The organism is Streptococcus parasanguinis (assembly GCF_001073155.1).
Classification (GTDB): Bacteria; Bacillota; Bacilli; order Lactobacillales; family Streptococcaceae; genus Streptococcus; species Streptococcus parasanguinis_D.
In genome coordinates this window covers 41,053-64,548 of sequence record NZ_JVEE01000052.1, presented here as the reverse complement: position 1 = coordinate 64,548, position 23,496 = coordinate 41,053, and the positions used below count along the sequence as shown (strand labels likewise).

Sequence of the window (23,496 nt, the reverse complement as noted above, 5' to 3'; positions counted from 1 at the left end):
CTCATCAAGTGAAAATAAAAAACTGGAACTAAAACAGTTCCAGTTGATACTTATTCAATCACTTGGCTTTCAGCTACTTTCTTGTACCAATGAGCCGATTTCTTTGGATAGCGCTCTTGGGTTTCAAAGTCCACATAAAAGAGACCATAGCGTTTTTCATAACCATTAGACCAAGAGAAGACGTCCATGAGAGACCAGATGAAGTAACCTTTGACATTAGCACCATCTGCAATCGCATCAGACAAGACCTCCAAGTGTTGCTTCACATAATCAATCCGGCCATCATCGTAAACAGTGTTGTCCACAAATTCATCTTTGTATCCAAGTCCGTTTTCAGTGATGTAGATCTTCTTGTAGTTTGGATAATCTTTCTTGACACGCATGATTTGATCATACAAACCTTGAGGGTAGATGATCCAGTCCCAATCAGTACGAGGTACATAGTCAGGAGCTACACGACGTCCAACACCTTTGATTTGGTATTTAGAGCTTCCTTTTTCCCCTTTACCGTTGTGGATGATTTCAGTTTCACCATCAAAGGCTTCCATCCAGTCACTCATGTAGTAGTTAATTCCAAGGAAGTCGTTTAGATCTTTAGCTGCTTCAAGTGCTGCAAAGTCTTCGTCCCGAAGATCCAGACTACCACCATTAACTGAAAGAATGTGGTTTACCCCTTCCATGGTTTCATCTGAATAATGACCGAGGTAAGTAGCATCCAAGATAAATTTGTTGTGAATGATATCTTCCAACTCAGCAGCACGTACGTCTGCAGGATTTTTAGGATCCAATGGATACTTAGTTGGAAGAGCATGAACAACCCCGATTTCACCTGTATACCCTTTGTCTTTGTACAATTTCACAGCACGTGCATGAGAAACCATCATATTGTGGTGTGATTGGAAGACTTTGGCAAGGTCATATTGAATACCTGGTGGGAATTTACCTACTAAGTATTGACCATCACCGATTGGGCCAATTTCATTGAAGGTTGTCCAGTAGTTGACTTCTGGGAATTCTTCAAAACAGAAGGCAGCATAATCTACAAAGTGTTCGATATTTTCACGATTCAAGAAGTCTCCATTTGAGTGAAGAGCTTCAGGAGTATCAAAGTGGTGAAGAGTTACGAATGGTTCTACATGACGTTTATGGCATTCTGCAAATAACTTATGATAGAATTCTACCCCTTTTGGATTGACTTCACCATAACCAGTTGGGAAAATACGTGACCAAGCAATAGAAATACGAATTCCGTTTACGCCATATTCTTCAGCCAACTGTAAGTCTACTGGATATTTATGGTAGAAATCACTTGCTGGTTCAGCAGTATACCAATAGTTGTCTGCTAAGTATTTGTCCCATGCAACTGGTCCTTTACCATCTGTATGAGTCGCACCTTCTGCCTGGTAGGCAGCTGTCGCCCCACCAAAAATAAAATCTTTAGGAAGTGTTTTTGTCATTTTTTCACCTATTTCTTAATTGAACCAAATGAAAAGTGAGCGGAGAGGAGTTAGTGAGCCATCCATCTCCATCTCACTTCTTGTTCCAAGCCACCGAATTGTGACATGAGGAGGTAAAAACGATATATTTTTACCGACGAATTAACAAGTCGATTAGGAAAATCGCCATAGCGATTTCCGTTACGATAGGAGACTGTTTCACAGTCCCTATCGTTAATCGAATTGCGCTTGAACGAATGCAAGAGCGCCTTTACCATCACGTGTCAATTTGATGTATTGAGCACCTTCTGTCTTAGCCAATTTAATGCCTAGTTTATCTGTTTCTGCCCTCATGTCTTCATAGTTAGAAGCTACTTGAGGGGCAAGGATAACAAGGTCAAATTCTGGCAACATTTCACGGTGAGCACCGTAACCACCAGCAGCGGCCTTTACAGGAACATTGTATTCTTTAGCAGCTTTATTCAAAGCATTTGCAAGAAGACCACTTGTACCACCACCTGCACAAAGAACCAATACGTTTGTTTCTTTTGTGATATTGTTTTGAGCTGGTTCATTTTCAACACCAGCTTTTTCAAGAACAGCATCAGCTTTCGCTGTATTGAAGTTTGCAGCTACTTTTTCTTTCAAGCTGTCGTTAGCTTTACCAGAACGTTCTTCTTCAAGAATTTGTTCATCGTAAACTTTTACGAATGGGTAGTAAATGATCACGTCTACTACAACAAGAAGTACAGCAAGGATGAAGGAAAGAACTTGGAAGTTAGTACCAAGAACTAGACCAAGTGGGGCTGGAGTTGTCCATGGTAGGTTAGCAGTAAATGAGTTCATTCCAAGTGTATCGATAAAGAATTTGAAAATCCAAACGTTTGCAATTGGAGCAAAGATAAATGGAATGAAGAAGATTGGGTTCAATACCAATGGAGCACCGAACAAGATTGGTTCGTTAACACCAAAGAATGTTGGGACTACAGATGCACGTCCAATTGCACGGTTACGTTTTGATTTCGTTAACCACATGAACATAAATGGAACAACAAGAGTCGCACCAGTACCACCCAAAGTAACAATAAACATTTGAGTACCTGAAGTAAGAATCTTATCTGCGTGCATTCCTTGTTGAATCAATTTCAAGTTTACTTCAGCATTTGCATAAGTAATCGCTGCGATAGCTGGCTCAACAATTGAAGGACCATGGATACCTACAAACCAGAAGAAGGCATAAGCACCAAAGATAATTGTAATTCCAAGGTAACCGTCAGCAGCTGAGAATAGTGGAGCAAGAAGGGTACCGATTGATTCAGCAACCGTTACATGAAGGCTTGCTTTAACAACTAATTCAAGTGCGTACAAGAGTACAACTGATAATGTAAATGGAATCAAGTCTTTAAATACTTGTGAAATATTTGGTGGAACCTCGTCCGGCATGCGGATGGTCACATTGTTTTTCACACAGACTTTGTAAACATTAACAGTAATGAATGCAGCAATAAAGGCTGTTAACAACCCTTTAGTCCCCATGAATGCTGTTAAGAATCCACCTTCTTTAGCAGGTTCAGCAGCCATGAGCAAGAAGCCAACCATAGAAGCCAACATTGTTGAAATGAAGTTTATTTGGTTGGTTGCTGGGAGGTCACGGTTCATTGAATCTGTCAAAGCCTTAGCCGTTGTCCCACCAACGAAGAAGGCCAAGATGCCCATAGAATAGCTATATGGAGTCATCAATAAAGTTTCAATATCTTTAGACCAATGGAACCCCCAAGCGTTTGGTACATACGCAATTAGGATGAAGATAGATGAGAAGAGGATCACAGGCATCCCTGCAATGAAACCATCCCGAATCGCTCGCAAATATTTATTACGAGAAATCTTTTCAAAGAAAGGTTTCCCTTTTTCAATTAGTTCAATCAGTTTATTCATTATTTTGCTCCTCTTTTATATAGTTCAATCAGATGGTGAATCACGTCTTTTAATAAGATCGTTGTCATGAGATGGTCTTGACCATGCATCATGGTGATGCTATAGGGGATTTCTTCTCCTGCAGCTTCTTGCGCTAGCATGGTCGTTTGAGATTTGTGAGCCTCAGCGATACAGGACCCTGCTTCTTCTACTAAGGATTCTGCTTTCGCAAAATCACCATTTTCAGCAGCTTTTAATGCTTCTATTAATTTTGATCGAGCGTCACCGGCATAAGCGACAATTTCAAACCCAAGTAATTGGACTTCTTCTTTATTCATGTTGGTTCCTCCTTATGATACCTTTTGAAAATTTTTATAATAGACGTTGAATATGCAAGGCTAAATAGACTTTTTCATTAGGAGATATCTTAGCTCCAGTCTGTTCAGCGATGGTTTGGTAGATCTGATGACTAATCTCATAAGCCTTTGGATAACTTAGCTGGATCAGTTGTTCCATCTCGCTCAAGCCTTCAGGATCCTCTCTTCCCTTATCTAGGGAGTCAAGGAAATAATTAAGATGGATCATAAAGCGATCGTAGAAATGACTGTTCTCTTCTTTTCGTTTCAATCCATTTTGAGCTAATTTTTCCTCTACAGCTTTCAAAATCGCTTGGCGATCTTGGACATCAGGATCCTGCTCATGAATGACTTCCCCTTGTGCATTGATGAAGTGATAGGCGATACGATTCACTTCGTCATCAGGAAATTGATCCAAGAGCCGCTCTCGAAAGATTTCAATCGCTTCTTTTGCAATTTTATAGGGGATCGGATGCATAGCAGACGCATCAGGAAGATCACTGTGTTTATATCTTCCCTGTTGAACTGCCTGGTAAGAACAAAAGATGTGATCTGTTAGTGTCACATAGATATATTCTTGAACAGGATAAGCATATTTCTTAGACAAGGTATCAATCACTTCATAAGTGGTTGTAATGAAATCAAGAGGAACATCCTTTAGAAGGGCCATAAAGTTTTCTCTTGACTCATCCGTGTTTAAACGAAATACTTTTTCGACCTTATCATCAGCCACTAGATCATTTTTCTTTTTCCCAAAAGCAATCCCACTCCCAATAACAATTAACTCTTGTTGTAGTTCATTTTGAACCAAAGCAACATTATTGTTCATTGGATGGATAATACGATACATGAGGCTCTCCTTTGTGAAATTTGTTAAAAGCAAATAAAAATGACCACGAAGCAACTGAAAAAACTAGCCTATGCTAATCATTCAATCTACTTGTGGTCACGCCTAATCTAACTTAGTAACGCTCACTGCTATTTAACTTATGAACTTATTCTATCATAAGTTTTTTATTTTGTAAACCCTTACAGCGAAAATTTTTAAACATTTTTTATAAAAAATAAACAAAGCCTAAAAATAATGAAGAACATTGGAAGGAATTTCTTCCTTCCAATGTTCTAAATGTTGCTTTAGGAGGCAATAACAATTTGTTTCTTACACGCGTTCTGTCCAAGGTGTTGCCACTTTAGCCAAGACTGCGTTCAATTCTTCAATATTTTGACGACCTTCTGTACGAAGCCATTCACGAGCAGCTGCTTCTCCATCTTTGATGTAAGCTTCTACTGAACCTGCCCATGTCGCACGTCCACAAAGAACACCGTTGAAGTTAGCACCTGATGCATGAGCAAATTCCAAAGTTTCTTGGAAGAGTTTTGCGGATACACCCGCACTGAGGTAGATGTATGGAAGGTTGGTTGCTTCTTCTTGTTCTTTAAAGAAGGCAGCAGCTTCTTCACGACTATAGACAACTTCACCTTCTCCAAAACCTTCCACGTAGTTGACATTGACAGGAACTTCTACTTTCAATACATCGATATTGAAACGAGGATCTGAGAAGACTTTCATAGCTTCAATGACTTTACGAGGTTTCACTTTTGCATATTCAGCAGAGGTTGCATCTGCAATTCCTTCATCATAAGCCAAGATTTCAAGGAAGAATGGAATGTCTTCTGCCACACATTCTGAACCGATGCGTTCGATATAAGCTTGTTTTTCTTGGTTGAGTTCATCTGCACTGTCTACATCATAGTAGAGCAAGAACTTCACAGCATCTGCGCCTTGTTCTTTGATGCGTTTTGCTGACCAAAGGTTCAAGCAGTCAGGCAAGCGTTTGGTGCTAGAAGTATCGTAGCCTGTCTTTTCGTATGCGAGCAAGAGTCCTGCATCTTTGTCCAAGGCTTTTGTAGCAGGTAGACCATATTCTGGGTCCAATAACATAGATGAAGCATATTTTGTCAATTCATCAGCTACAAGGACTTTTAATTCTTCCATTTGTGCTACAGTTGGCTCAGTGTCTTGGTATTTGGCCATCAAGCGTTTCAAAGCTCCACGTTGGTCGAAGGCCAAAGCTGAAATGACACCGTCTTTTGTACTAAGACGTTCCAAATAGTTGCGTTTTTGTTCTGTTAATACCATTTTATACCTCTTTTACGATTAATTGTTGATACAAGGCATCATAGTGCCCCATGTTGACATGTCCTGTTTGCGCTTCTTGCGCATTTAACATTCCAAGAACATTTGCTTTCTTAAGCAAGTCTGCGTCACTCTCATGATGATAGAGACCAGATGCAATCCCTGCAACAGTCGAATCACCAGATCCGACTGGATTGACGACATCGATCTTAGGAATATCTACCTTATAGAAGACATCCCCATGCTTAGCGAAAGCGCCATTTGCACCAAGGGAGACAATCACCCATTCGATGCCATCAAAGAGAGAATCCTGAAGAACTTCTTTTAAGTCTTCCACATTCTTACTCACTTCTTTTCCTAACAACTGTGATAATTCTTCATTGTTTGGTTTAATGACCGTAGGCTTGACAGCTGCTTGAATGGCAGCTTCTAAAGAAGCTCCCGAGCAATCGAGTACGACTGGTTTCCCAGCTTCCCTTGCAATCTTGACAAGGCTAGCATAGTAGTCCACTGGTAAACCAGCAGGAAGACTTCCAGAGATGGCAACAACCTCTACTTGTTCAACCAAGTGACGATAATGGTCTAGAAAGTCTTTCCCTTCTTTCTCAGAAATGGTTGGACCTTTTTCTAAGATTTCTGTTTGCTTGCCTTCGTGAAGGATGGCGATACAATTACGTGTATCTCCAGCAATTTCAAAGAAACGTTCCTCTATCCCTTCTCCTAAATGATCGAGAATGAATTGCCCTGTTCGACCACCAAGTAGGCCAGTCGCTGCCACTGGATCCTTTATCTCAGAAAGTACACGAGTAACGTTAAGACCTTTCCCACCAGCTGTCTTACTCACCTCAGCCACACGATTGACTGTATCCAACTGGAGTACATCCAAAGGATAAGAAATATCAATCGAAGGGTTCATCGTGACCGTTAATATCATACGTCACCTCTTAGTCGTGGTATTCACCACGGTCCCATTTTTCAAGGAATTCTGTAAAGAAATCAGCATCCGCTTGATGAGCATTATGTGTTTCCACATGTTGGATCTTAGCGATCAATTTTTTATTTTCTTCAGTTGGTTTGTATTCAGCGTGGATAAATGCTTCAATGATATCGCACATGAGCAATTCACCAGTAATTTTACCACCAAATCCGATGACATTCGCGTTCAATTCTTCTTTTGCATAGAGAGCAGTTGTCATATCGCGTACCAAGGCAGAACGGATACCAGGTACTTTGTTAACAGCATTGTTAATCCCAACACCAGTACCACAGATACAAACACCAAGATCTGCTTGGCCACTTGCTACGGCTTCACCGACTTTCTTACCAAAGATTGGATAGTGGGTACGTGTATGGTCATAAGTCCCAAAGTCGAGCACTTCGTATCCTTTTGATTTCAAAAAATCAGAAACAGCCATTTTTTCATTTGTCACAATGTGATCACAACCAATTGCAATTCTCATTTGAATTCTCCTCTCATTAGCACATCTTATTCAACATATCAACACGAATTTGGTGACGGCCGCCGTCGTATTTACCATTGACGAAGCCTTTGGCAATGTTTTTCGCCAATTCATCTCCAACAATTTCAGCTCCCATGGTAATCATTCGAGAATTGTTGTGGCCACGTGTCATATAAGCAGAACGTTCATCTGAAACTTCTGCTGCCACCATTCCTTTGATTTTAGTCGCAACCATAAATGGACCAGCTCCATAAGCATCAATCACGATTCCAAGATTTTGATCATTTTTGTTCACTTCGCTCGCAACTGCAAGTGTCACATCTACAAAATCTTGACCTTCAGCGGTTACATCTACAACATCGAAGTTTTCTTTTACAAGAAACTCTTTCACGAGATCTTTTAATCTTAATCCTGCAGCATCTGCACCAATTACAATAGACATGTCCTGTCCTCCTTTTGTTTGTTTCAGCAAATATTCCTGTTGTTAATTTTTCACAAAGAAACATTTTCTTACTTTTGATATTATATTACACCTATTTTGAACGAAAGTCAACATTAAATTGTTTATTTTCGAACATTTTTTAAAAATAAAAACACCATATCTAGAAAAGATATGGTGTCAGTTTTCAAACTACATGGAACGATTATTTTGCATTTGCAGCATATTCTTCGTTACGTTTGATCATTTGTTTTCTGTACCAAGCGAAGATTCCGATATAGAATGCTAAGAAGACAACTACACCAAGGATAGCCTTGATATCACCAGTTGTTGCGTTACCGATTGTCCAACCGAGCAATTTTTCAACTGGTCCTTCAAGAGTTGAGTGAGTGATCAATTGAGTAGAAGCTACCCCTTTAGGGAAGGCATCAACACTCTTAGCCAATTGAGTTGCAAATGGTGCAATCAATGTACCTGAAAGAAGGAAGAGTGGCAAGAGAAGGCTTCCAAAGATGATCATACGGATCAATTTACCGCGTGTTACAACCAACAAGGCTGGAGTTACACCCATAGCGATGATACCTGCAAGTGGCAAGATACCATTTCCGACTTTAGAAAGAAGCACTGCTTCGATCAACATGATTGGCGCAAGTACGTTGGCACAAGCCCAGATTTCAGCACGACCAGCGATAAATGGCCAGTCCAAACCGATGTTGAATTTACGTCCTTGAAGACGTTTAGTAGCAACGTTTGTAATACCTTGTGACAATGGTTCTACTGCTGCGATGAACCAAGAACCGATCAATGAGAACAATTCCAAGCAGACACCGGCAGTCAAACCAAGGCTCAACCAACCTTTAATAACCAATTCCCATTTGTCAGCATCTTGTACACCAGCAACTGGATGTGGAGTACCCATGATACCGATGACGATTCCAAGAAGGAAACCGATAAAGAATTTAGATCCCCAGAAACCGATCTTCTTGTTCAATTTAGCAGCGTCGAAGTCGTATTTATCAAGACCTGGGAAGAATTTGTCAAAGATTTTATCCAAGACCATGATGATTGGGTTCATCATGTAGTTCATGTGAGTAGATGTCATAGGTGATGAACTTGGTGCATTCAACAAATCATCAAATGTTGGTTTCATCAAGTCTGAGTTGATGATTTTCATAACCCCTACAAGGACAACGGCAAGAGTTGCAACGAAAAGTGAAACTCCTTGGCTGACACCGTTATTGTCAGCATACCATTTGATCAAAAGACCAGTGATAGACAAGTGCCAGATATCGAAGATATCGACGTCAAGCGTATCCGTTTTCTTGATCGCAAGCATGATAACGTTGACGATCAACATAATCAACAAGAAGTAAAGTGTCCAGGCAGACCCCCAAGTAATGGTCGCAAGAGGCGCCCAACCAACGTCTGTGATATTCAATTGAATACCAGTATTCTCAACGAATTTTGCAAGAGATGCTGAGAAAGCTCCATTCAACATACCGATGATAGCACCGATACCAGTAAGGGCGATGGCAAGTTTAATACCACCTTCAAGCGCTTTGGAGAATTTCACTCCAAACAAAAGTGCCAATAGAGTTAGGACGATCAACATGATGATCGGAGCACCCATGTCTAGGATGGGTTTGAAAAATTTATTGGCAAAATCAATAATGCCATTCATAATAAATCCTCCCGATTTATGAATTTTTTTGTAATTTACAGCATAAAGTGTTCCCAATTTTATAATTGGATAACGCTTACAATCATGTTTAAAAAAATATTAACTTAATCCATGTTCTTTAATGGCAGCTTCGATGTTATCAAAGACTGGCGCACTCATCGCTGGAATACGGAACAAGATTGGTCCTGCTTCTACCACTGGAATACCAGGATCGAATCCCAAATCAGTAGCAGCAATTGGAGTAAAGATGTCATAACCAGAAATCAAATCTTCATTGACGTCTTTGACCATGACAGCGTCACAACGCACATCATAACCACGGTTTGACAACTCTTCTTCCAAAGCATTCTTAATTTGGTGGCTAGAGTTAACACCTGCACCACAGGCAGCTAAAATTTTAATCATTTGGATGTCCTCCATTATAAATATTTACGAATGTTTTAGGAAATAGTTTCCGTAATGTATTGATAAAGCTTATCTTCACTATCTAATTTTGATAGAGCTTCGAGATTTCCATTGGATGTAAAGAAATCCATCAGTTGGGCCAAAATATTGGTTTGGCTTGAGCTCGTATTATTGATAATGAAGAATAAAAGTGAAACTTGAACTTCCTTATCTGGAGCAATCATATTATGGAAAGTTACGGGTTGATCCAAACGAACCACAACCACATTCTCAGTGAGATTATGGACAATGTCTGTGTGCGGGATCGCCACATTTGGTAAGTCCTTACCAAGAAATTCCATGTCTAATCCAGTCGGGAAAGACTTTTCACGCTCAATCAAAGCGGAACGATAGGTTGGTGTCACAATCTGTCGCTCTTCCAATAAGCTTGCTACCTGCTCAAAGAGATCTGTTTGATCCTTGGCATGTAGGCAAAATACAAGATCTTTGTTAAAGAGTTGATTTAATCCCATTGTTGCCACCTCCTTATCTAACTATTTATTTATAGCTTCAGTATATCACTATATTGATTGATTGTCAATCATTTTTTGTCTAAATTTGTTTAATTTTGTTTGTATATCTCTCTAAAGCGCTTTCTATCCGTCATTTTCCAACATCCTTAAATCAGTAAAAAGTGGTCTCTTTTTTGAGACCACTTTGTTTTATATGATTTTCGTATACAAGCCGTATTTGTCTTTGATCTTCTTTGGAATACTATCATCGGTAATAATGGCATTTAGATCTTCCACACGATAGAAACTGTAGAAGGAATAACTATCAAACTTGCTGTTATCAGCTACCACATATTTCTCTATCGCATTGTTCAGAATAATGGCATTGCCATTTCCTTCTTCTTCATTAGCTGTGGAGACACTATGGCCATCGATTCCATTCACCCCGATAAAGGCTTTAGAAACCTTGATTTCTTTCAAGAGTTTATTGGCAAATTGACCGACAAAGGTTTGTGTCTTTACCCGGTAGCGACCACCAACTAATATCAAGTCATAATTCGGGAAATCCTTGAGCTTCTCAAAAATAGGCAGGGAGTTGGTGACGATGCTAATTTCTTTCCCTTCCAAATAATCTCCGATAAAGTCTGTTGTTGTACCAGAGCCAATAAAGACGGTATCCCCATTTTCGATCAAGTCTGCACATTTTTTGGCAATGCTTCGTTTCTCATCAATATTGATCAGATTTTTTTCACTGTGAGAAGCTTCTAATAAGCTATCTTTGACTTTTTTGTGGGCCCCACCATGTACACGAACTAAAAGACCTTGTTTTTCAAGATCAATCAGATCGCGACGAATGGTCATATCTGTCACCCCAAAAAGTTCCTTGAGCTCTTTGACCGATACCACACTTTTTCGATCCAGTTCCTGAAGAATTTCAACATGTCTGCTATCTTTCATGGTACTACTTCCATTCCTACTATATTTGTCTCTATTATACTACATTTTTCAAAAAACACAAATTCAAACATTATATTAACAAGAGTAAACACGATATTTTTAAATAAATAAAAGAAAAAAGCCTTCCGTCAATCCGGAAAGCTTTGATTTATGCTATTTCTAGCTTCCTCACCTTAATATTTCAAGGCTCGGGATAAAAAGGTTCACTGAACCTTTTTATTTTGCGATTGGGTAAACAGAAACTTGTTTTTTATCGCGACCTTTACGTTCGAAGCGTACTACGCCTTCAACTTTTGCGAACAAAGTATCGTCTCCACCACGTCCAACGTTCACACCTGGGTAGATGTGAGTACCGCGTTGACGGTAAAGGATAGATCCACCTGTTACAGTTTGTCCATCAGCTGCTTTAGCTCCAAGACGTTTTGCTTGTGAATCACGTCCGTTTGATGTAGAACCTCCACCTTTTTTGTGGGCGAAAAGTTGCAAGTTAGCAAGATTCAATTTCAACATAATTGTTTTCCTCCATGTTAGTTTTCTGTGATAACTCTTGTTTGGACGAACTCCGATGAGTTCTTCGATAAGTTTGCCATCCCTAAGAAAAATGATTCAAAGAATAGTTGGGTCATTTCTCTTTGATGTGGTGGAATATCCGTCGGGATCGTCACCCGCAGGAAGCCACCTTCTTCTTCGTTTAATTCTAGATCCGGTTCGTAGCCTGCAAATTTCTCAACAGAGTTGACAAAGTTAATGGCTAGAGTCGAAACCGATGCACACACGACATCAAAGCCGTATTCACCGCTTCCAGCGTGCCCAGTGATTTCTGCACTCCTCAGCTCGCCATCTTCGGCTCGTTCAAAGACTGCTTGTATCATGTGTTCTCCTAAAAATTAAGCGTTGATAGCGTTGATGACAACTTTAGTGTAAGGTTGACGGTGACCTTGTTTACGGTGGCTACCTTTTTTAGGTTTGTACTTGTAAGTAACAACTTTCTTTTGTTTTCCTTGTTTTTCAACAGTTCCAACAACAGTAGCTCCTGAAACAAGTGGAGTTCCGACAACAGTGTTTTCACCACCAACAAGAACAACTTCGTTAAATGTAACTTCTTGACCAGCTTCAACGTTCAATTTTTCAACGTAGATAGCTTGACCAACTTCAACTTTAACTTGTTTTCCGCCAGTTTTAATGATTGCGTATGTGCTCATTATGCACCTCCTATGTATTTTTGGGTTTCCCCGTATTTTTGTGAAGACTCGCCTAGCATCGTGGGACGAACCACTTACTCTCATGGAAATGAGCGACGATGTTCGAGCGGTTGCACAGGCATGTGCATAGTCAACTCTCTTAGTATATCACTTCTATCAGACAAAGACAAGTATTTTTTCGCTTTGAAAACGAATTTCTTTTATAAAATGGATGATTTTGTATCTTTTATTTTAAGATCGCTTGTCGGTCCGACTTCTTCTACTTATCTTTAAATTTAAAGTCATTAAAACTCATTTTTGCTTTTGAAGAATCGTTCATGCTCTTCATTTTTTCTTCTTGTTCCTTGGTGATTTTGATAGGAATAGCTGCAGCCGTATTCGGTTTCAATACACCTGATTCATTGATTTCATAGTCAACTGTGACATCTTTGAAAAGTGGCTCCCTATCATATTCCAAATTCAGGACAAAGGATCCATCACGATCGATGGTTGTGGTGGTACGATTCACAATAAAGAACAAGGCGAAGCGGCTTTCCTCATTTCCAAAGGTATAGCCTGGGAAAAAGACAAATAATTTTCCAGGTTCTCCAAGCGTTGGATGTTCCTTGATAAATTTCTCAGACGCTTCCAGGACTTCGTTGTCCTGGTCTTTATACTGGTCGGCTCTGACAAATGTGAGCGGTTCTTTTTTACTGCTGGTTGACTGGCTGGTCTTTTCTTCTTTTTTCGGACCAGTAAATGATACTTTGACGCAGCCTGTCAACAGAAGCAAACTTGTCATTAAAACGATAATTTTTTTCATCTTGTCTCCTTTAAGTTGGTTAGAAAAAGAGGCTGGATACTCCCAGTCTCTCCTATAGCAAATCCTCGATCAGGTCATCGACCTCATCTTTTTCTGCTTTTGGTGTGATCTCTGTTACGATGATGCCTGCTACCGCACGCTCCACCAAAGCTTCCACATCCATGCGTTGCTCATATTGCTCCGCATTTTTGAGTTTCGGATTCGTCTTTGGACGATCCGGTGCAAAGATGGTACAACAATCTTCGAATGGCTGGATAGAGATTTCAAAGGTATCAATCTCTTGGGCAATATCGATGATTTCCAACTTGTCCATGGTCACCACCGGACGGATAACCGGCGTATTGGTCACGGCATTGATGGCCTGCATACTCTCTAAGGTTTGGCTAGCCACTTGTCCCAAGCTTTCACCATTAATAATGACCAAACCACCGCGAACCTCGCGAATACGGTCTGTAATACGCATCATAAAGCGACGGGTCAAAGTCATGAGGTAAGCTTCTGGCGCTTTTGCCTTGATTTCCTCTTGGATCTCTGTGAATGGCACCTCGATAAATTGGATATTGCCCCCAAACTTGGTCAACTTCCGTGTTAAATCATGGGCTTTTTTAAGAGCTCCTGGGCTGGTATAAGGTGGGCTAGCAAAATGGACGGCCTCGATATCTACTCCACGCTTCAAGGCTAGGTAACCAGCTACTGGAGAGTCGATCCCACCAGAAAGCATGAGCATGCCCTTGCCAGACGTACCAACAGGAAGGCCTCCTGCTCCTTTAATGGTTTCATAAGAGATATAGGCTGCTTCTTCTCGAATTTCAACTTGCAAGTTGATATCTGGTTTTTTCATCTGAGCTTGAATCGTTGGGATCGCTTCAAAGACCGCACCTCCCAAGGTTTGATTAAGCTCGCGACTATCGAGTTCAAAGGTATGGTCACTGCGTTTACTTGAGATTTTAAAGGTCAAGCCTTCCTTGTAAATCTCCTTCATGATCTCTTGCACTGCCGCTTTTAAGGCCGGAACAGATTTTTCAATCTTGTAAACGGGTGAAAAATTTTGGATTCCAAAAACCTGTTTGAGGGATTCTGCTACTGGTTCATAATCCGTCCCATGTAGATAAGCATGCGCTCGATCACGGTCTGCTGTCACTTTGACAGCTGGATAGATAGATAAAACATCTTGGATATTATTGCGAAGTTTATTGATGAAACGCATGCGGTTCTTTCCTTTAGTAGAAAGCTCTCCATAGCGAATCATAATTTCTGAATAGGTTAAGGTCATGTTGATTTCCTTCTAAAATTAACGTACTTTTCGTGTTTGCTCGTAAATCAGTTTGAACTTGGTCAAGAATTGCTCGACTTGGCTCATGTCATTCTCAAGGTCAAGACTCAAGCGAACAGCAGTCTGTGCGATACTCTTGTCCACTCCCATGGCAATCAAGGTTCCAGCTGGCTTACCTGCTTTGGACGAACAGGCACTAGTGGTCGAGATGTAAATATCAAACTCTTCAAAGGCATGGACCACTACTTCTCCACGAACTCCCTTGATCCCGAAAGTCAAGATGTGAGGCGCAAAGTGATCCTCACCAGAAAAGATAGTGACATCTGGATAGTTGACCAATTCTTTGCGGATGACTTCTTTCATCTGCTGGGTTTTGCTGGCAAAAGCTTCTTGGTTTTCCATGGCTAAGCGTAGGGCTTTTGCTGTTGCTGCGATTCCTGCCACGTTCTCAGTTGTCGAGCGCATTTCTTTTTCTTGACCACCTCCGGTTAAGAGAGGGGTGATCTTTTTGCCTTCTTTAATGTAGACAAATCCGACTCCGCGAAGTCCATGGAATTTGTGACTAGAGAAGGTCGCAAAGTCCACGCGCTCTGGTAGATAAACTTCTGTTGCTACCTTTGCCAAGGATTGCACAGCATCGACATGGAAACTAATCGTTGGACGATCTTCCAGGAGAGCTGCGATTTCATGGATGGGCTGGATGGAACCAATCTCATTGTTGACGGCCATGACAGAGACCAAGGTCGTATCCGGACGGAGAAGACTAGCCAAGGCATCCACCTTGACAAAGCCACGCGCATCCACTGGAGCGTAATCCACTTCGAATCCCTGCGTCTTTAGCCAAGCAGCTGACTCCTTGATAGCGGGATGCTCGATGTCAGAGACAATGATATGCTTGCCATAAGGAGCTTTCTCAAAGGCGACACCCTTTAGGATCCAGTTGTCCCCTTCTGTCCCACCAGACGTGAAGTAAATTTCCTCAGCTTTCTTGCCAATTAGCTCCGCAATTTGTTTCCGAGAAGCTTCCAAAATACGAGTAGCTTGACTACCTAGATTGTGCAAACTAGAAGGGTTGCCCCAGATCCGAGTCGCTACTTCTGTATAAGTCGCAAGGGCTTCTGGATAGGGTTTAGTCGTTGCTGAATTGTCAAAATAGATCATGTCCTACGCATCCATCACTTTCTTTTTACGTAACTTCTATTTTATCATTTCTAACCGCTTGGGACAAGGATTTGATAAAGAGAGATGCGGCAAAATCACTCTATAAAATTCAGTTCTTTTTAGACATTTTTCAGAAAATGACTTATAATAGGAAAGTGTTAAAAAACAATTTTTGATAGAAAGAGAATGAACATGTCACAATATTCAAGAAGTAACAAAAACCAAAAACCTGAGGAAAAAGTTGATACAAGACCATCTCGCGGTGAGAAAGTCAAACAAGGTTTGTCCGTATTTCAAACGGTTGTAGCTACGATTGCCAGTCTCCTAGGGATTATCGTCACTTCCTTTACCATCATGAGTCTGCTCAATAAAGACAATCAAAAAACAGAAGACAAACCATCTAGTAGCACCAGCGTCGTCGTGGTCCACGATAAGGGATCTGACTCAAGCGCTACTAATACAGATGCTAACACCAATACACAAACCAATTCAAGCAATACAGAAACAAGTTCACAAAAAGAAACCGATAGCTCATCTGCTACTGAATCTAGCTCGTCTGCCGCACAAGACCAAGGCTCCACAGCAACAGACAGTGGCGCAGATACAGCATCATCTGGAACCAACTAAAAAATCAGTAAGGACAACCTTACTGATTTTTTTATCTTTCGATTCCAGCTTTTTCTGATTTTTATAGAAAGCATCTATCTCGTTGTCATACTCCCATTTGAGCTTTGAACGCTCTTCCTGGAATTGATCCAATCATTCATATGGAAACTTTTTGGGTCTATATCTGTAAGCTGATTCTGCTAATGAAGCATATAGATTATCAAAACTTTTTAAATTCCAATTAGTCAAATAATCTCCCCCCAATTCTAATGTCGGATCCTATATACATCTCATCTAAATTTAATGTATTGTCCTCATTAATTGGGATATCTACTCCCCAACTCGATTCTTCAATATGATTTATACCTCCATAAACACTCATGTAATATTCAGGAGTTGTCAGTCCACCATCACCCCACTGCGTCTGATCCCAATCAATCTGAACGGATTCAACTTTTGAATTTTGTGCTTTGACTAAATCAATAACCTTCTGTTCGTGTTCTTTTAGATAGTCCAGTTGTTCTTTTTTTATGTCTTCATCTGGTTTTTGTACGACTTTCTTTGAAGATGAGGTCGTTATCTTCTGTTCGGGGCTTTTGGTCAGGGTCATGATTTTTCCTCCAAGAAAAACCAGTCCTAGGATCGGTAACAAAATGATCAAAAGTAGTTCCATTTGTCTCTTCATAAATCCTCCTTACAGGCTTTGAATCTTCCAGTTCTTACTCAATATAATCACCCTTAATACTAATATTATAGCCCATACTGAAAGTCATCTTTTGATCAGAATCAAATACAACATCCACCCTCCATCCTGAATCTTCTAGCTGATTGACTGTACCAAAAATTTCTATGACCTCATCTCCACCTTGTGGTGTCCCATTTCCACCCTCAATCCATTGCGTTTCGTCCCAATAAATTTGAACAGATTCAATCTTTGAACTCTTCGATTTCACAAAATTGACTATTTCTTGCTCGTGCTCTTTGAGATAAGCGAGCCGTTTTTGTTTGATCACTTCTATATCTTCTTTGGAGGAGGAAGTGGTGACAGTTTGTGCTTGTTTCTTATGCGCTTTTTGCTTTACAGTACAACCTCCAATACTTGTGAAAATAAGCATTAAAGCTAATAACTTAAGTGTACATTTCATTTTATTTTTCATTTTCCTCCTAACACTAATACTTCTATTTACTTAGGAAAAAATTTTCCAGCCACCATTTTCCTCGATATAGATATCATTAAGCATGCCCATTTTTTTGATAGTTGGTATGCTATTTTGATCTTCTAAGTAAAAATCAACGGAGAATTTTGTGTTTTTTAATTGATTAATTTTACCAGAAATAGATAAATTGTATCCACCACCCTGAGGCGTTCCATTCCCAGACTCTTCAATTACCATACTATTCCAATCAATCTGGACGGATTCGATTTTCGGACTTTGAGCTTTCACAAAATCAACAATTTCTTTTTCATGTTCTTTCAAATAGGCTAGCTGTTTTTGTTTAATGGTTTCTTTGTCCTCTTTTGTAGTTGAAGAGGTGACAGTTTGCGCTTGTTTCGTTTGCTCTTTTGATTTTATAGTGCATCCTTCGATACTAAATAAAGCAATTATCGATGTTACTGTTAGCAAAATAATTTTAGTATGTTTCTTCATAATTTATCCTTAAATTTCAACATAGATCAAAAGAACTACTACTCCAATATTTCTTCACCGATGGTTATATGGTTAAATATGGAAATTTTTTTCAAATCGATTGAATCATCATCATTAATCGGCATAGAGGCACTCCATCCTGAATCTTCAATATGATTCACTGTTCCATAAACTTCAATAGAATAATCAGGAAACAAGAAACCTCCATCACTCCATCTCACATCAGTCCAATCAATCTGAACTGACTCAATTTTTGAATTTTGAGCCCTCACATAATCAACGATTTCTTGCTCGTGTTCCTTGAGAAATGCGATTTGCTCTTTTTTTATTTCTTCTTCTGATTTTTGTACGACTTTCTTTGAGGATGAAGCCGTTACCTTCTGTTCGGGTCTTTTGGTCAGATTCATGATTTTTCCTCCTAGAAAAACCAGTCCTAGGATCGGTAACAGAATAATCAAAAAAAGTTCCAGTCGTCTTTTCATTTTTTCTTCTCCAATCCTTCCTTTCATGACTGAATGGGCCAGTCACTTTCCTTACTATTATAGCATCTTTCATTTGAATCTCAATCTAACTCACTAGTTAGAGACTATATGCAGCAATCAAAAAGGAACCCTGAGGTTCCTTTTGTGTTATTTTCGATACATCTTGACCTGAAGGTAAAGATCGTTGTAGACTCCAAGCAATTTCTTGCCTAATTGTTGATAGACTTCCAAATGGTCCAGCGTTTCATCGCTTGGATAGAAGGATTGGTCATCTTGGATTTCTTTTGGCAACATGGCTTTGGCTTTTTTATTTGGCGTTGAGTAGCCGACATAAAGAGCATTTTTTAAAGCATTTTTAGGACGAAGCATGAAGTTAATAAAGGCATATGCTGCTTCTTTATTTTTCACGGTTTTTGGAATGACAATGTTATCAAACCAAAGGTTGCTGGCTTCAGTTGGGACGACATAGCGAAGATCCTTATTGGCTTCGAGCATTTGGCTAGCCTCTCCTGAGAAAGTAACCCCAATAGCCGCATTGTTTTGGATCATATAGCCTTTCATCTCATCGGCCACCAAAGCTTTGATGTTTGGTGTCAAGGTGTAGAGTTTATCTACTGCCTCTTGCAATTTCTTTGGATCCTTTTCATTGAGGCTATAGCCCAAGGTATTGAGACCAATTCCCATGACCTCACGCGCACCATCATACATCATGATGTCATTTCTGTACTCTTCACGCCAGAGATCTGACCAATGTTCAGGAGCATTTTTGACCATCTTGGTATTGTAGACAATCCCCAAGGTACCCCAGAAATAAGGTACTGAATATTGGTTACCCGGATCAAACGATTGGTTCAAAAGTTTTGGATCAATATTTTCCATCCCTTTGATCTTAGATTGGTCCAACTTTTCAACCAGATGCTCATCCATCATCTTGGCAATCATATATTCACTAGGAATCGCAATATCGTAGGTGGTTCCCCCTTGCTTGATCTTGGTGTACATGGCTTCGTTGGAATCAAAGGTATCATATTGCACCTGAATTCCGGTTTCTTTTGTGAATTCCTTGAGCAAGTCTGGATCGATATAATCTCCCCAGTTGTAGATGACCAACTTGTCGCTATTCTTGGTATTCATGCTCGCTTCGATCTGGTGGCTAATTCCCCAGAGGACCAGAATGACAAGGACAATCCCAGTTAGGAATGAATAAAGTTTTTTCATGCTGCTTCCTCCTTTTCACGGGTAATAAAGTAATACCCGATGACCAAGAGCACACTAAAGAGAAAGACAAGGGCGGACAAGGCATTGATACTGAGGGAAATTCCTTGACGCGCACGTGAGTAGATCTCTACAGACAAGGTTGTAAAGCCATTTCCGGTTACAAAGAAGGTCACGGCAAAGTCATCAAGCGAATAGGTAAAGGCCATAAAGTAGCCAGCAATAATGGCTGGTGTCAGATACGGCAACATGATCTCTTTGAGCATTTGCACTTGGGTAGCTCCCAAGTCATAGGCTGCATTGACCATATCCCGGTTCATTTCCTTGAGACGAGGCAAGACCATCAAGACCACAATGGGAATCGAGAAGGCCACGTGGCTAGCCAGAACCGATAAGAAGCCTAGCTGGTACTTCACCGTCGTAAAGAGAATCAAGAAGCTGGCCCCGATCATAACATCTGGCGCTACCATGAGAATGTTGTTGATGGAGAGCAAAGGACCTTCTAACTTCTTCTTCGATTGATAAATATAAATGGCTCCAAAGGTTCCAATCACTGTCGCAATCAAGGCTGACAAGAAGGCCAAGAGGAAGGTCTCTGATAAGATCAGCATCAGGCGACTATCTGCGAACAATTCATTGAAATGCTCAAGCGTGAAGCCTGTGAAGGCATTCATATCTCCCCCTTTATTGAAGGCATAAAAGATCAAATAGAAGATGGGAAGATAGAGAATCAGAAAGACGAAACCTAGATAGAAATGAGATACTTTTTTCATCGTTCTCTCCTTTCTCTCGTTGCCCACATGGTAAAGAGCATAGCAAGGATCAGAACAACTCCGATGGTAGAACCCATTCCCCAGTTTTGTGTTGTCAAGAAGTGCTGTTCAATCGCAGTCCCTAAAGTAATGACCCGGTTTCCACCGATCATCCGTGTCAACATGAAGAGGCTGAGACTAGGAATAAAGACAGACTGCACACCTGATCGGACTCCATTCATGGACAAGGGGAAGACCACATGACGGAAGGTATCCCAACGATTGGCTCCCAAATCATAGCTGGCATTAATCAAGTTTGGATCTAAGTCATCTAAGACATTAAAGATCGGCAAAATCATAAAAGGCAACTCGATGTAGCTAGCTACAAAGATAAAGGAGAAATCGGTAAAGAGGATCTGCTGGGGAGCGACTCCGAGAAAGCTTAAAAAGCTATTGATGGAGCCGTTTTGACCAAAGATACCGATAAAGGCATAGGCCTTGAGCAAGAGATTAACCCAGGTTGGCAAGACGATCAACATTAACCACAACTGCCGGTGTTTAAGCAGCGTCAAAAAGTAAGCAGTTGGATAGGAGATCAAGAGCGTCACCAGGGTGACAATTCCGGCATAAAGAACCGAATTAAAGCTCATCTTTAAATAGGTCAGATTTTGCGAAGTAAAGAACTCTTTGTAGTTTTCAAGTGAAAACTGCCCTTCAACGTTAAAAAAGGATTGAAAGATGATCATGACTACAGGAGCCAAGACAAAGAGAAAAATCCACAAGAAATAGGGGAGGATAAATAGATTAGAGGTTGTTTTCTTCATCTCTTTCCTCCTCAATGGCATTAATCAAACCAGCTTCTTGCTCTTCCACTTCAACGTACTCTTCGATCCGCGCATCAAATTCTTCTTCGGTTTCGTTGAGACGCATAACGTGGATATCTTCTGGTTCAAAGTCTAGCCCGATGACTTCTCCCACGATGGCCTTACGAGTGGAGTGAATCATCCACTCATTTCCCAAATCATCATAGGCGATGATCTCATAATGCACACCACGGAAGAGCTGGGTGTCCACCTTCACTTGGAGCTTGCCTTCTTCAGGAAGAGTGATTTGCAAGTCTTCAGGACGAATGACGACTTCAACTGGTTCATTTGGACGCATTCCCCCATCGACGGCTTCAAAGCGTTTGCCATTGAACTCAACCAAGTAGTCCTCGATCATGCGACCATCTAGAATGTTGGACTCCCCGATAAAGGTAGCTACAAAGTGGTTGATCGGTTCATCATAGATATCTACTGGTGTACCAGATTGGACGATCTCCCCTTCATTCATGACAAAGATCCAGTCACTCATGGCAAGGGCTTCTTCTTGGTCGTGGGTAACAAAGACAAAGGTAATCCCCAAGCGTTGTTGCAATTCTCGCAACTCATACTGCATGTCTGTCCGAAGTTTCAAGTCAAGTGCAGACAAAGGCTCATCTAAAAGGACCACTCGTGGTTCATTGATAATAGCCCGTGCAATCGCTACCCGCTGGCGTTGACCACCAGATAATTTTTGGATCGAACGTTTTTCAAATCCCGCTAACTGGACCATTTTCAATACTTCTGAAACCCGACGTTCGATCTCAGCCTTGTCCACCTTTTTCAAACGAAGGGGAAAAGCCACATTTTCAAAGACCGTCATATGTGGAAACAGGGCATAGGACTGAAAGACGGTGTGGACATCCCTTTTGTTGGTAGGGACATCATTGATCCGTTCCCCATCAAGATAGACATCTCCAGTCGTCGCATCCAAAAGACCGGCAATGATATTAAGGATGGTCGATTTTCCTGATCCAGATGCACCGAGCAGGGTATAGAACTTCCCTTCTTCCAACTCAAAATTGATATCCTTTAGGACAACGGTTCCACTATCTTCAAAGACCTTTGAAACATTTTTAAACTCAATAATTGGTTTTTTCAATTCACATAAATTCCTTCTTTACTGCGATTAGCAAACTGCTTTTCAAACGAAAATGCAGCGGCTGACAGGAAGACCTGTCAGACCACCAATACCTCTCGGGGACTTACTAGACTGCCCCACCTATTTACGGTATCGATAGGCACTCACCCCCTCTCCGACTGATGCTATCGATGCTTCACTTTCAATTGTTCTTCAATACTTAAGCTCTTAGGCTTGGCCGATAATGCGAACTTCTGGTTCTAAACGGACACCTGAGTGAGCTTCTACTGCCTCAATGACATGGGCGATCAGGTCTTCGTAGTCCTTAGCTGTTCCATTATCGACATTGACCATAAAGCCGGCATGCTTTTCAGACACTTCCACACCACCGATTCGATAGCCTTTCAGCCCTGCTTCGCTGATCAATTGACCTGCAAAATGGCCGACAGGACGCTTAAAGACGGATCCACAAGAAGGGTATTCAAGGGGTTGTTTCAACTGACGAAGATGGGTCAACCGATCCATCTCCTGCTTGATCGCCTCGTGATTGCCTGGTGACAAAGCAAATTTGGCAGAGATGACAACAGCACCTGTCTCTTGAATCTTAGAATGACGGTAGCCAAAAGCTAGTTCACTCGCTGACAGAGTTTCGATTTCCCCGTCTTTGGTCAAGACCTTACAGGATACAAGGACATGAGCAATCTCTCCTCCGTAGGCTCCCGCATTCATAAAGACAGCACCACCAACACTGCCTGGAATGCCACTAGCAAACTCGAAGCCTTTCAAACTATGGTGCAAGGCCACATGGGTGGTGTCGATGAGTTTAGCCCCTGCTTCTGCTTCGACCACATAACCATCCACACTGATGTCACGCAAGCGATCAAACATAATGACAAATCCCGGAATGCCCCCATCGCGGACAATGATATTGGACGCATTGCCCAGGACCATCCATGGGATTTGCTCTTGGTTGGCAAATTGGACGATGCGTTTTAATTCATATTGGTTACGAGGAAAGGCTAAAAATTCTGCATTCCCACCTACCTTTGTGAAGGTATAATGTTTTAAAGGTTCTTGAAAACGGATATCAATCCCTTCAAGAATTTGATTCATTTTTTCATTCATCTTTCTGTCTGT

At 40.9% G+C, this 23,496-nt stretch carries 28 protein-coding genes and 1 other annotated feature; of the genes, 1 reads left to right on the top strand and 27 read right to left on the bottom strand.

The window, feature by feature from the left end:
- Window positions 1–50: 50 nt before the first annotated feature.
- From lacG to ADH92_RS09625, 18 genes are all read right to left on the bottom strand, one after another.
- The gene (lacG, locus tag ADH92_RS09710) at window positions 51–1,457 is read right to left on the bottom strand and encodes a 6-phospho-beta-galactosidase (protein ID WP_049498251.1); all 1,407 of its coding nucleotides are present in this window, start codon (window positions 1,455–1,457) and stop codon (window positions 51–53) included.
- 213 nt (window positions 1,458–1,670) lie between these two features.
- Window positions 1,671–3,371 carry a lactose-specific PTS transporter subunit EIIC gene (locus tag ADH92_RS09705; RefSeq protein WP_049498250.1) on the bottom strand — a complete coding sequence of 567 codons (1,701 nt, stop codon included), beginning with the start codon at window positions 3,369–3,371 and terminating at the stop codon, window positions 1,671–1,673.
- Entirely contained in the window at window positions 3,371–3,688 is a 318-nt protein-coding gene (locus ADH92_RS09700) for a PTS lactose/cellobiose transporter subunit IIA (RefSeq protein ID WP_049498249.1), read from the bottom strand. The genes ADH92_RS09705 and ADH92_RS09700 overlap by 1 nt, the downstream gene beginning before the upstream one ends.
- A 34-nt stretch (window positions 3,689–3,722) precedes the next feature.
- On the bottom strand, window positions 3,723–4,556 hold the full coding sequence (locus ADH92_RS09695) for a PRD domain-containing protein (protein WP_049498248.1): 834 nt from the start codon (window positions 4,554–4,556) through the stop codon (window positions 3,723–3,725).
- 309 nt (window positions 4,557–4,865) lie between these two features.
- Window positions 4,866–5,846 (bottom strand): tagatose-bisphosphate aldolase, encoded by a 981-nt coding sequence (gene lacD / locus ADH92_RS09690; RefSeq protein WP_049498247.1) that lies wholly within the window; start codon window positions 5,844–5,846, stop codon window positions 4,866–4,868.
- Between the two features lies 1 nt (window position 5,847).
- Window positions 5,848–6,777, bottom strand: coding sequence for a tagatose-6-phosphate kinase (locus ADH92_RS09685; protein ID WP_049498246.1), 930 nt, complete (start codon window positions 6,775–6,777; stop codon window positions 5,848–5,850).
- A 10-nt stretch (window positions 6,778–6,787) separates the two neighbouring features.
- Window positions 6,788–7,303, bottom strand: coding sequence for a galactose-6-phosphate isomerase subunit LacB (gene lacB, locus ADH92_RS09680; protein WP_003002763.1), 516 nt, complete (start codon window positions 7,301–7,303; stop codon window positions 6,788–6,790).
- Between the two features lie 16 nt (window positions 7,304–7,319).
- The gene (gene lacA, locus ADH92_RS09675) at window positions 7,320–7,745 is read right to left on the bottom strand and encodes a galactose-6-phosphate isomerase subunit LacA (RefSeq protein ID WP_003007724.1); all 426 of its coding nucleotides are present in this window, start codon (window positions 7,743–7,745) and stop codon (window positions 7,320–7,322) included.
- A 202-nt stretch (window positions 7,746–7,947) separates the two neighbouring features.
- Window positions 7,948–9,423: a PTS galactitol transporter subunit IIC gene (locus ADH92_RS09670; protein ID WP_049498245.1), complete on the bottom strand. Its 1,476-nt coding sequence runs from the start codon at window positions 9,421–9,423 to the stop codon at window positions 7,948–7,950.
- Between the two features lie 99 nt (window positions 9,424–9,522).
- A complete protein-coding gene (locus ADH92_RS09665) occupies window positions 9,523–9,828 on the bottom strand; it encodes a PTS sugar transporter subunit IIB (protein ID WP_003002828.1) in 306 nt (101 codons plus the stop codon).
- Window positions 9,829–9,863: 35 nt separating this feature from the next.
- Complete coding sequence (locus ADH92_RS09660; protein ID WP_023918370.1) at window positions 9,864–10,340, bottom strand: PTS sugar transporter subunit IIA; 477 nt, start codon at window positions 10,338–10,340, stop codon at window positions 9,864–9,866.
- 189 nt (window positions 10,341–10,529) lie between these two features.
- Complete coding sequence (locus ADH92_RS09655) at window positions 10,530–11,276, bottom strand: DeoR/GlpR family DNA-binding transcription regulator (protein WP_049498244.1); 747 nt, start codon at window positions 11,274–11,276, stop codon at window positions 10,530–10,532.
- A gap of 216 nt (window positions 11,277–11,492) precedes the next feature.
- Window positions 11,493–11,786 carry a 50S ribosomal protein L27 gene (gene rpmA, locus ADH92_RS09650; RefSeq protein WP_003002805.1) on the bottom strand — a complete coding sequence of 98 codons (294 nt, stop codon included), beginning with the start codon at window positions 11,784–11,786 and terminating at the stop codon, window positions 11,493–11,495.
- Between the two features lie 17 nt (window positions 11,787–11,803).
- Window positions 11,804–12,148, bottom strand: a complete 345-nt coding sequence (locus ADH92_RS09645; protein ID WP_049498243.1) for a ribosomal-processing cysteine protease Prp — start codon at window positions 12,146–12,148, stop codon at window positions 11,804–11,806.
- Window positions 12,149–12,163: 15 nt separating this feature from the next.
- Window positions 12,164–12,478, bottom strand: coding sequence for a 50S ribosomal protein L21 (gene rplU, locus ADH92_RS09640; protein ID WP_003002830.1), 315 nt, complete (start codon window positions 12,476–12,478; stop codon window positions 12,164–12,166).
- A gap of 34 nt (window positions 12,479–12,512) precedes the next feature.
- Window positions 12,513–12,600, bottom strand: a sequence feature (ribosomal protein L21 leader region).
- A 137-nt stretch (window positions 12,601–12,737) separates the two neighbouring features.
- Window positions 12,738–13,280 carry a membrane lipoprotein lipid attachment site-containing protein gene (locus tag ADH92_RS09635; protein WP_049498242.1) on the bottom strand — a complete coding sequence of 181 codons (543 nt, stop codon included), beginning with the start codon at window positions 13,278–13,280 and terminating at the stop codon, window positions 12,738–12,740.
- Window positions 13,281–13,332: 52 nt separating this feature from the next.
- Window positions 13,333–14,553 (bottom strand): tRNA uracil 4-sulfurtransferase ThiI, encoded by a 1,221-nt coding sequence (thiI, locus tag ADH92_RS09630; RefSeq protein ID WP_049498241.1) that lies wholly within the window; start codon window positions 14,551–14,553, stop codon window positions 13,333–13,335.
- A gap of 18 nt (window positions 14,554–14,571) precedes the next feature.
- A complete protein-coding gene (locus tag ADH92_RS09625) occupies window positions 14,572–15,714 on the bottom strand; it encodes a cysteine desulfurase family protein (protein WP_049498240.1) in 1,143 nt (380 codons plus the stop codon).
- Between the two features lie 192 nt (window positions 15,715–15,906).
- On the opposite strand from ADH92_RS09625, the gene ADH92_RS09620 reads away from it, so the two are divergent.
- Entirely contained in the window at window positions 15,907–16,341 is a 435-nt protein-coding gene (locus tag ADH92_RS09620; RefSeq protein WP_049498239.1) for a DUF6556 family protein, read from the top strand.
- Window positions 16,342–16,561: 220 nt separating this feature from the next.
- Here ADH92_RS09620 and ADH92_RS09615 read toward each other — a convergent pair whose 3' ends face one another.
- From ADH92_RS09615 to murB, 9 genes are all read right to left on the bottom strand, one after another.
- The gene (locus ADH92_RS09615; RefSeq protein WP_049498238.1) at window positions 16,562–17,005 is read right to left on the bottom strand and encodes a hypothetical protein; all 444 of its coding nucleotides are present in this window, start codon (window positions 17,003–17,005) and stop codon (window positions 16,562–16,564) included.
- Window positions 17,006–17,039: 34 nt separating this feature from the next.
- The gene (locus ADH92_RS09610; protein WP_049498237.1) at window positions 17,040–17,477 is read right to left on the bottom strand and encodes a hypothetical protein; all 438 of its coding nucleotides are present in this window, start codon (window positions 17,475–17,477) and stop codon (window positions 17,040–17,042) included.
- Window positions 17,478–17,507: 30 nt separating this feature from the next.
- Window positions 17,508–17,969 (bottom strand): hypothetical protein, encoded by a 462-nt coding sequence (locus ADH92_RS09605; protein ID WP_049498236.1) that lies wholly within the window; start codon window positions 17,967–17,969, stop codon window positions 17,508–17,510.
- Between the two features lie 38 nt (window positions 17,970–18,007).
- Window positions 18,008–18,478 (bottom strand): hypothetical protein, encoded by a 471-nt coding sequence (locus ADH92_RS09600; RefSeq protein ID WP_049498235.1) that lies wholly within the window; start codon window positions 18,476–18,478, stop codon window positions 18,008–18,010.
- Window positions 18,479–18,598: 120 nt separating this feature from the next.
- Window positions 18,599–19,669, bottom strand: a complete 1,071-nt coding sequence (locus ADH92_RS09595; RefSeq protein ID WP_031573562.1) for an ABC transporter substrate-binding protein — start codon at window positions 19,667–19,669, stop codon at window positions 18,599–18,601.
- On the bottom strand, window positions 19,666–20,439 hold the full coding sequence (locus tag ADH92_RS09590; protein WP_003002847.1) for an ABC transporter permease: 774 nt from the start codon (window positions 20,437–20,439) through the stop codon (window positions 19,666–19,668). The genes ADH92_RS09595 and ADH92_RS09590 overlap by 4 nt, the downstream gene beginning before the upstream one ends.
- Window positions 20,436–21,242, bottom strand: a complete 807-nt coding sequence (locus tag ADH92_RS09585; RefSeq protein WP_003011144.1) for an ABC transporter permease — start codon at window positions 21,240–21,242, stop codon at window positions 20,436–20,438. Before ADH92_RS09585 ends, ADH92_RS09590 begins: the two co-directional genes overlap by 4 nt.
- Window positions 21,223–22,380, bottom strand: a complete 1,158-nt coding sequence (locus tag ADH92_RS09580) for an ABC transporter ATP-binding protein (RefSeq protein ID WP_003002881.1) — start codon at window positions 22,378–22,380, stop codon at window positions 21,223–21,225. Before ADH92_RS09580 ends, ADH92_RS09585 begins: the two co-directional genes overlap by 20 nt.
- Before the next feature lie 207 nt (window positions 22,381–22,587).
- Window positions 22,588–23,484, bottom strand: a complete 897-nt coding sequence (gene murB, locus ADH92_RS09575) for a UDP-N-acetylmuramate dehydrogenase (RefSeq protein ID WP_049498234.1) — start codon at window positions 23,482–23,484, stop codon at window positions 22,588–22,590.
- Window positions 23,485–23,496: the final 12 nt, after the last annotated feature.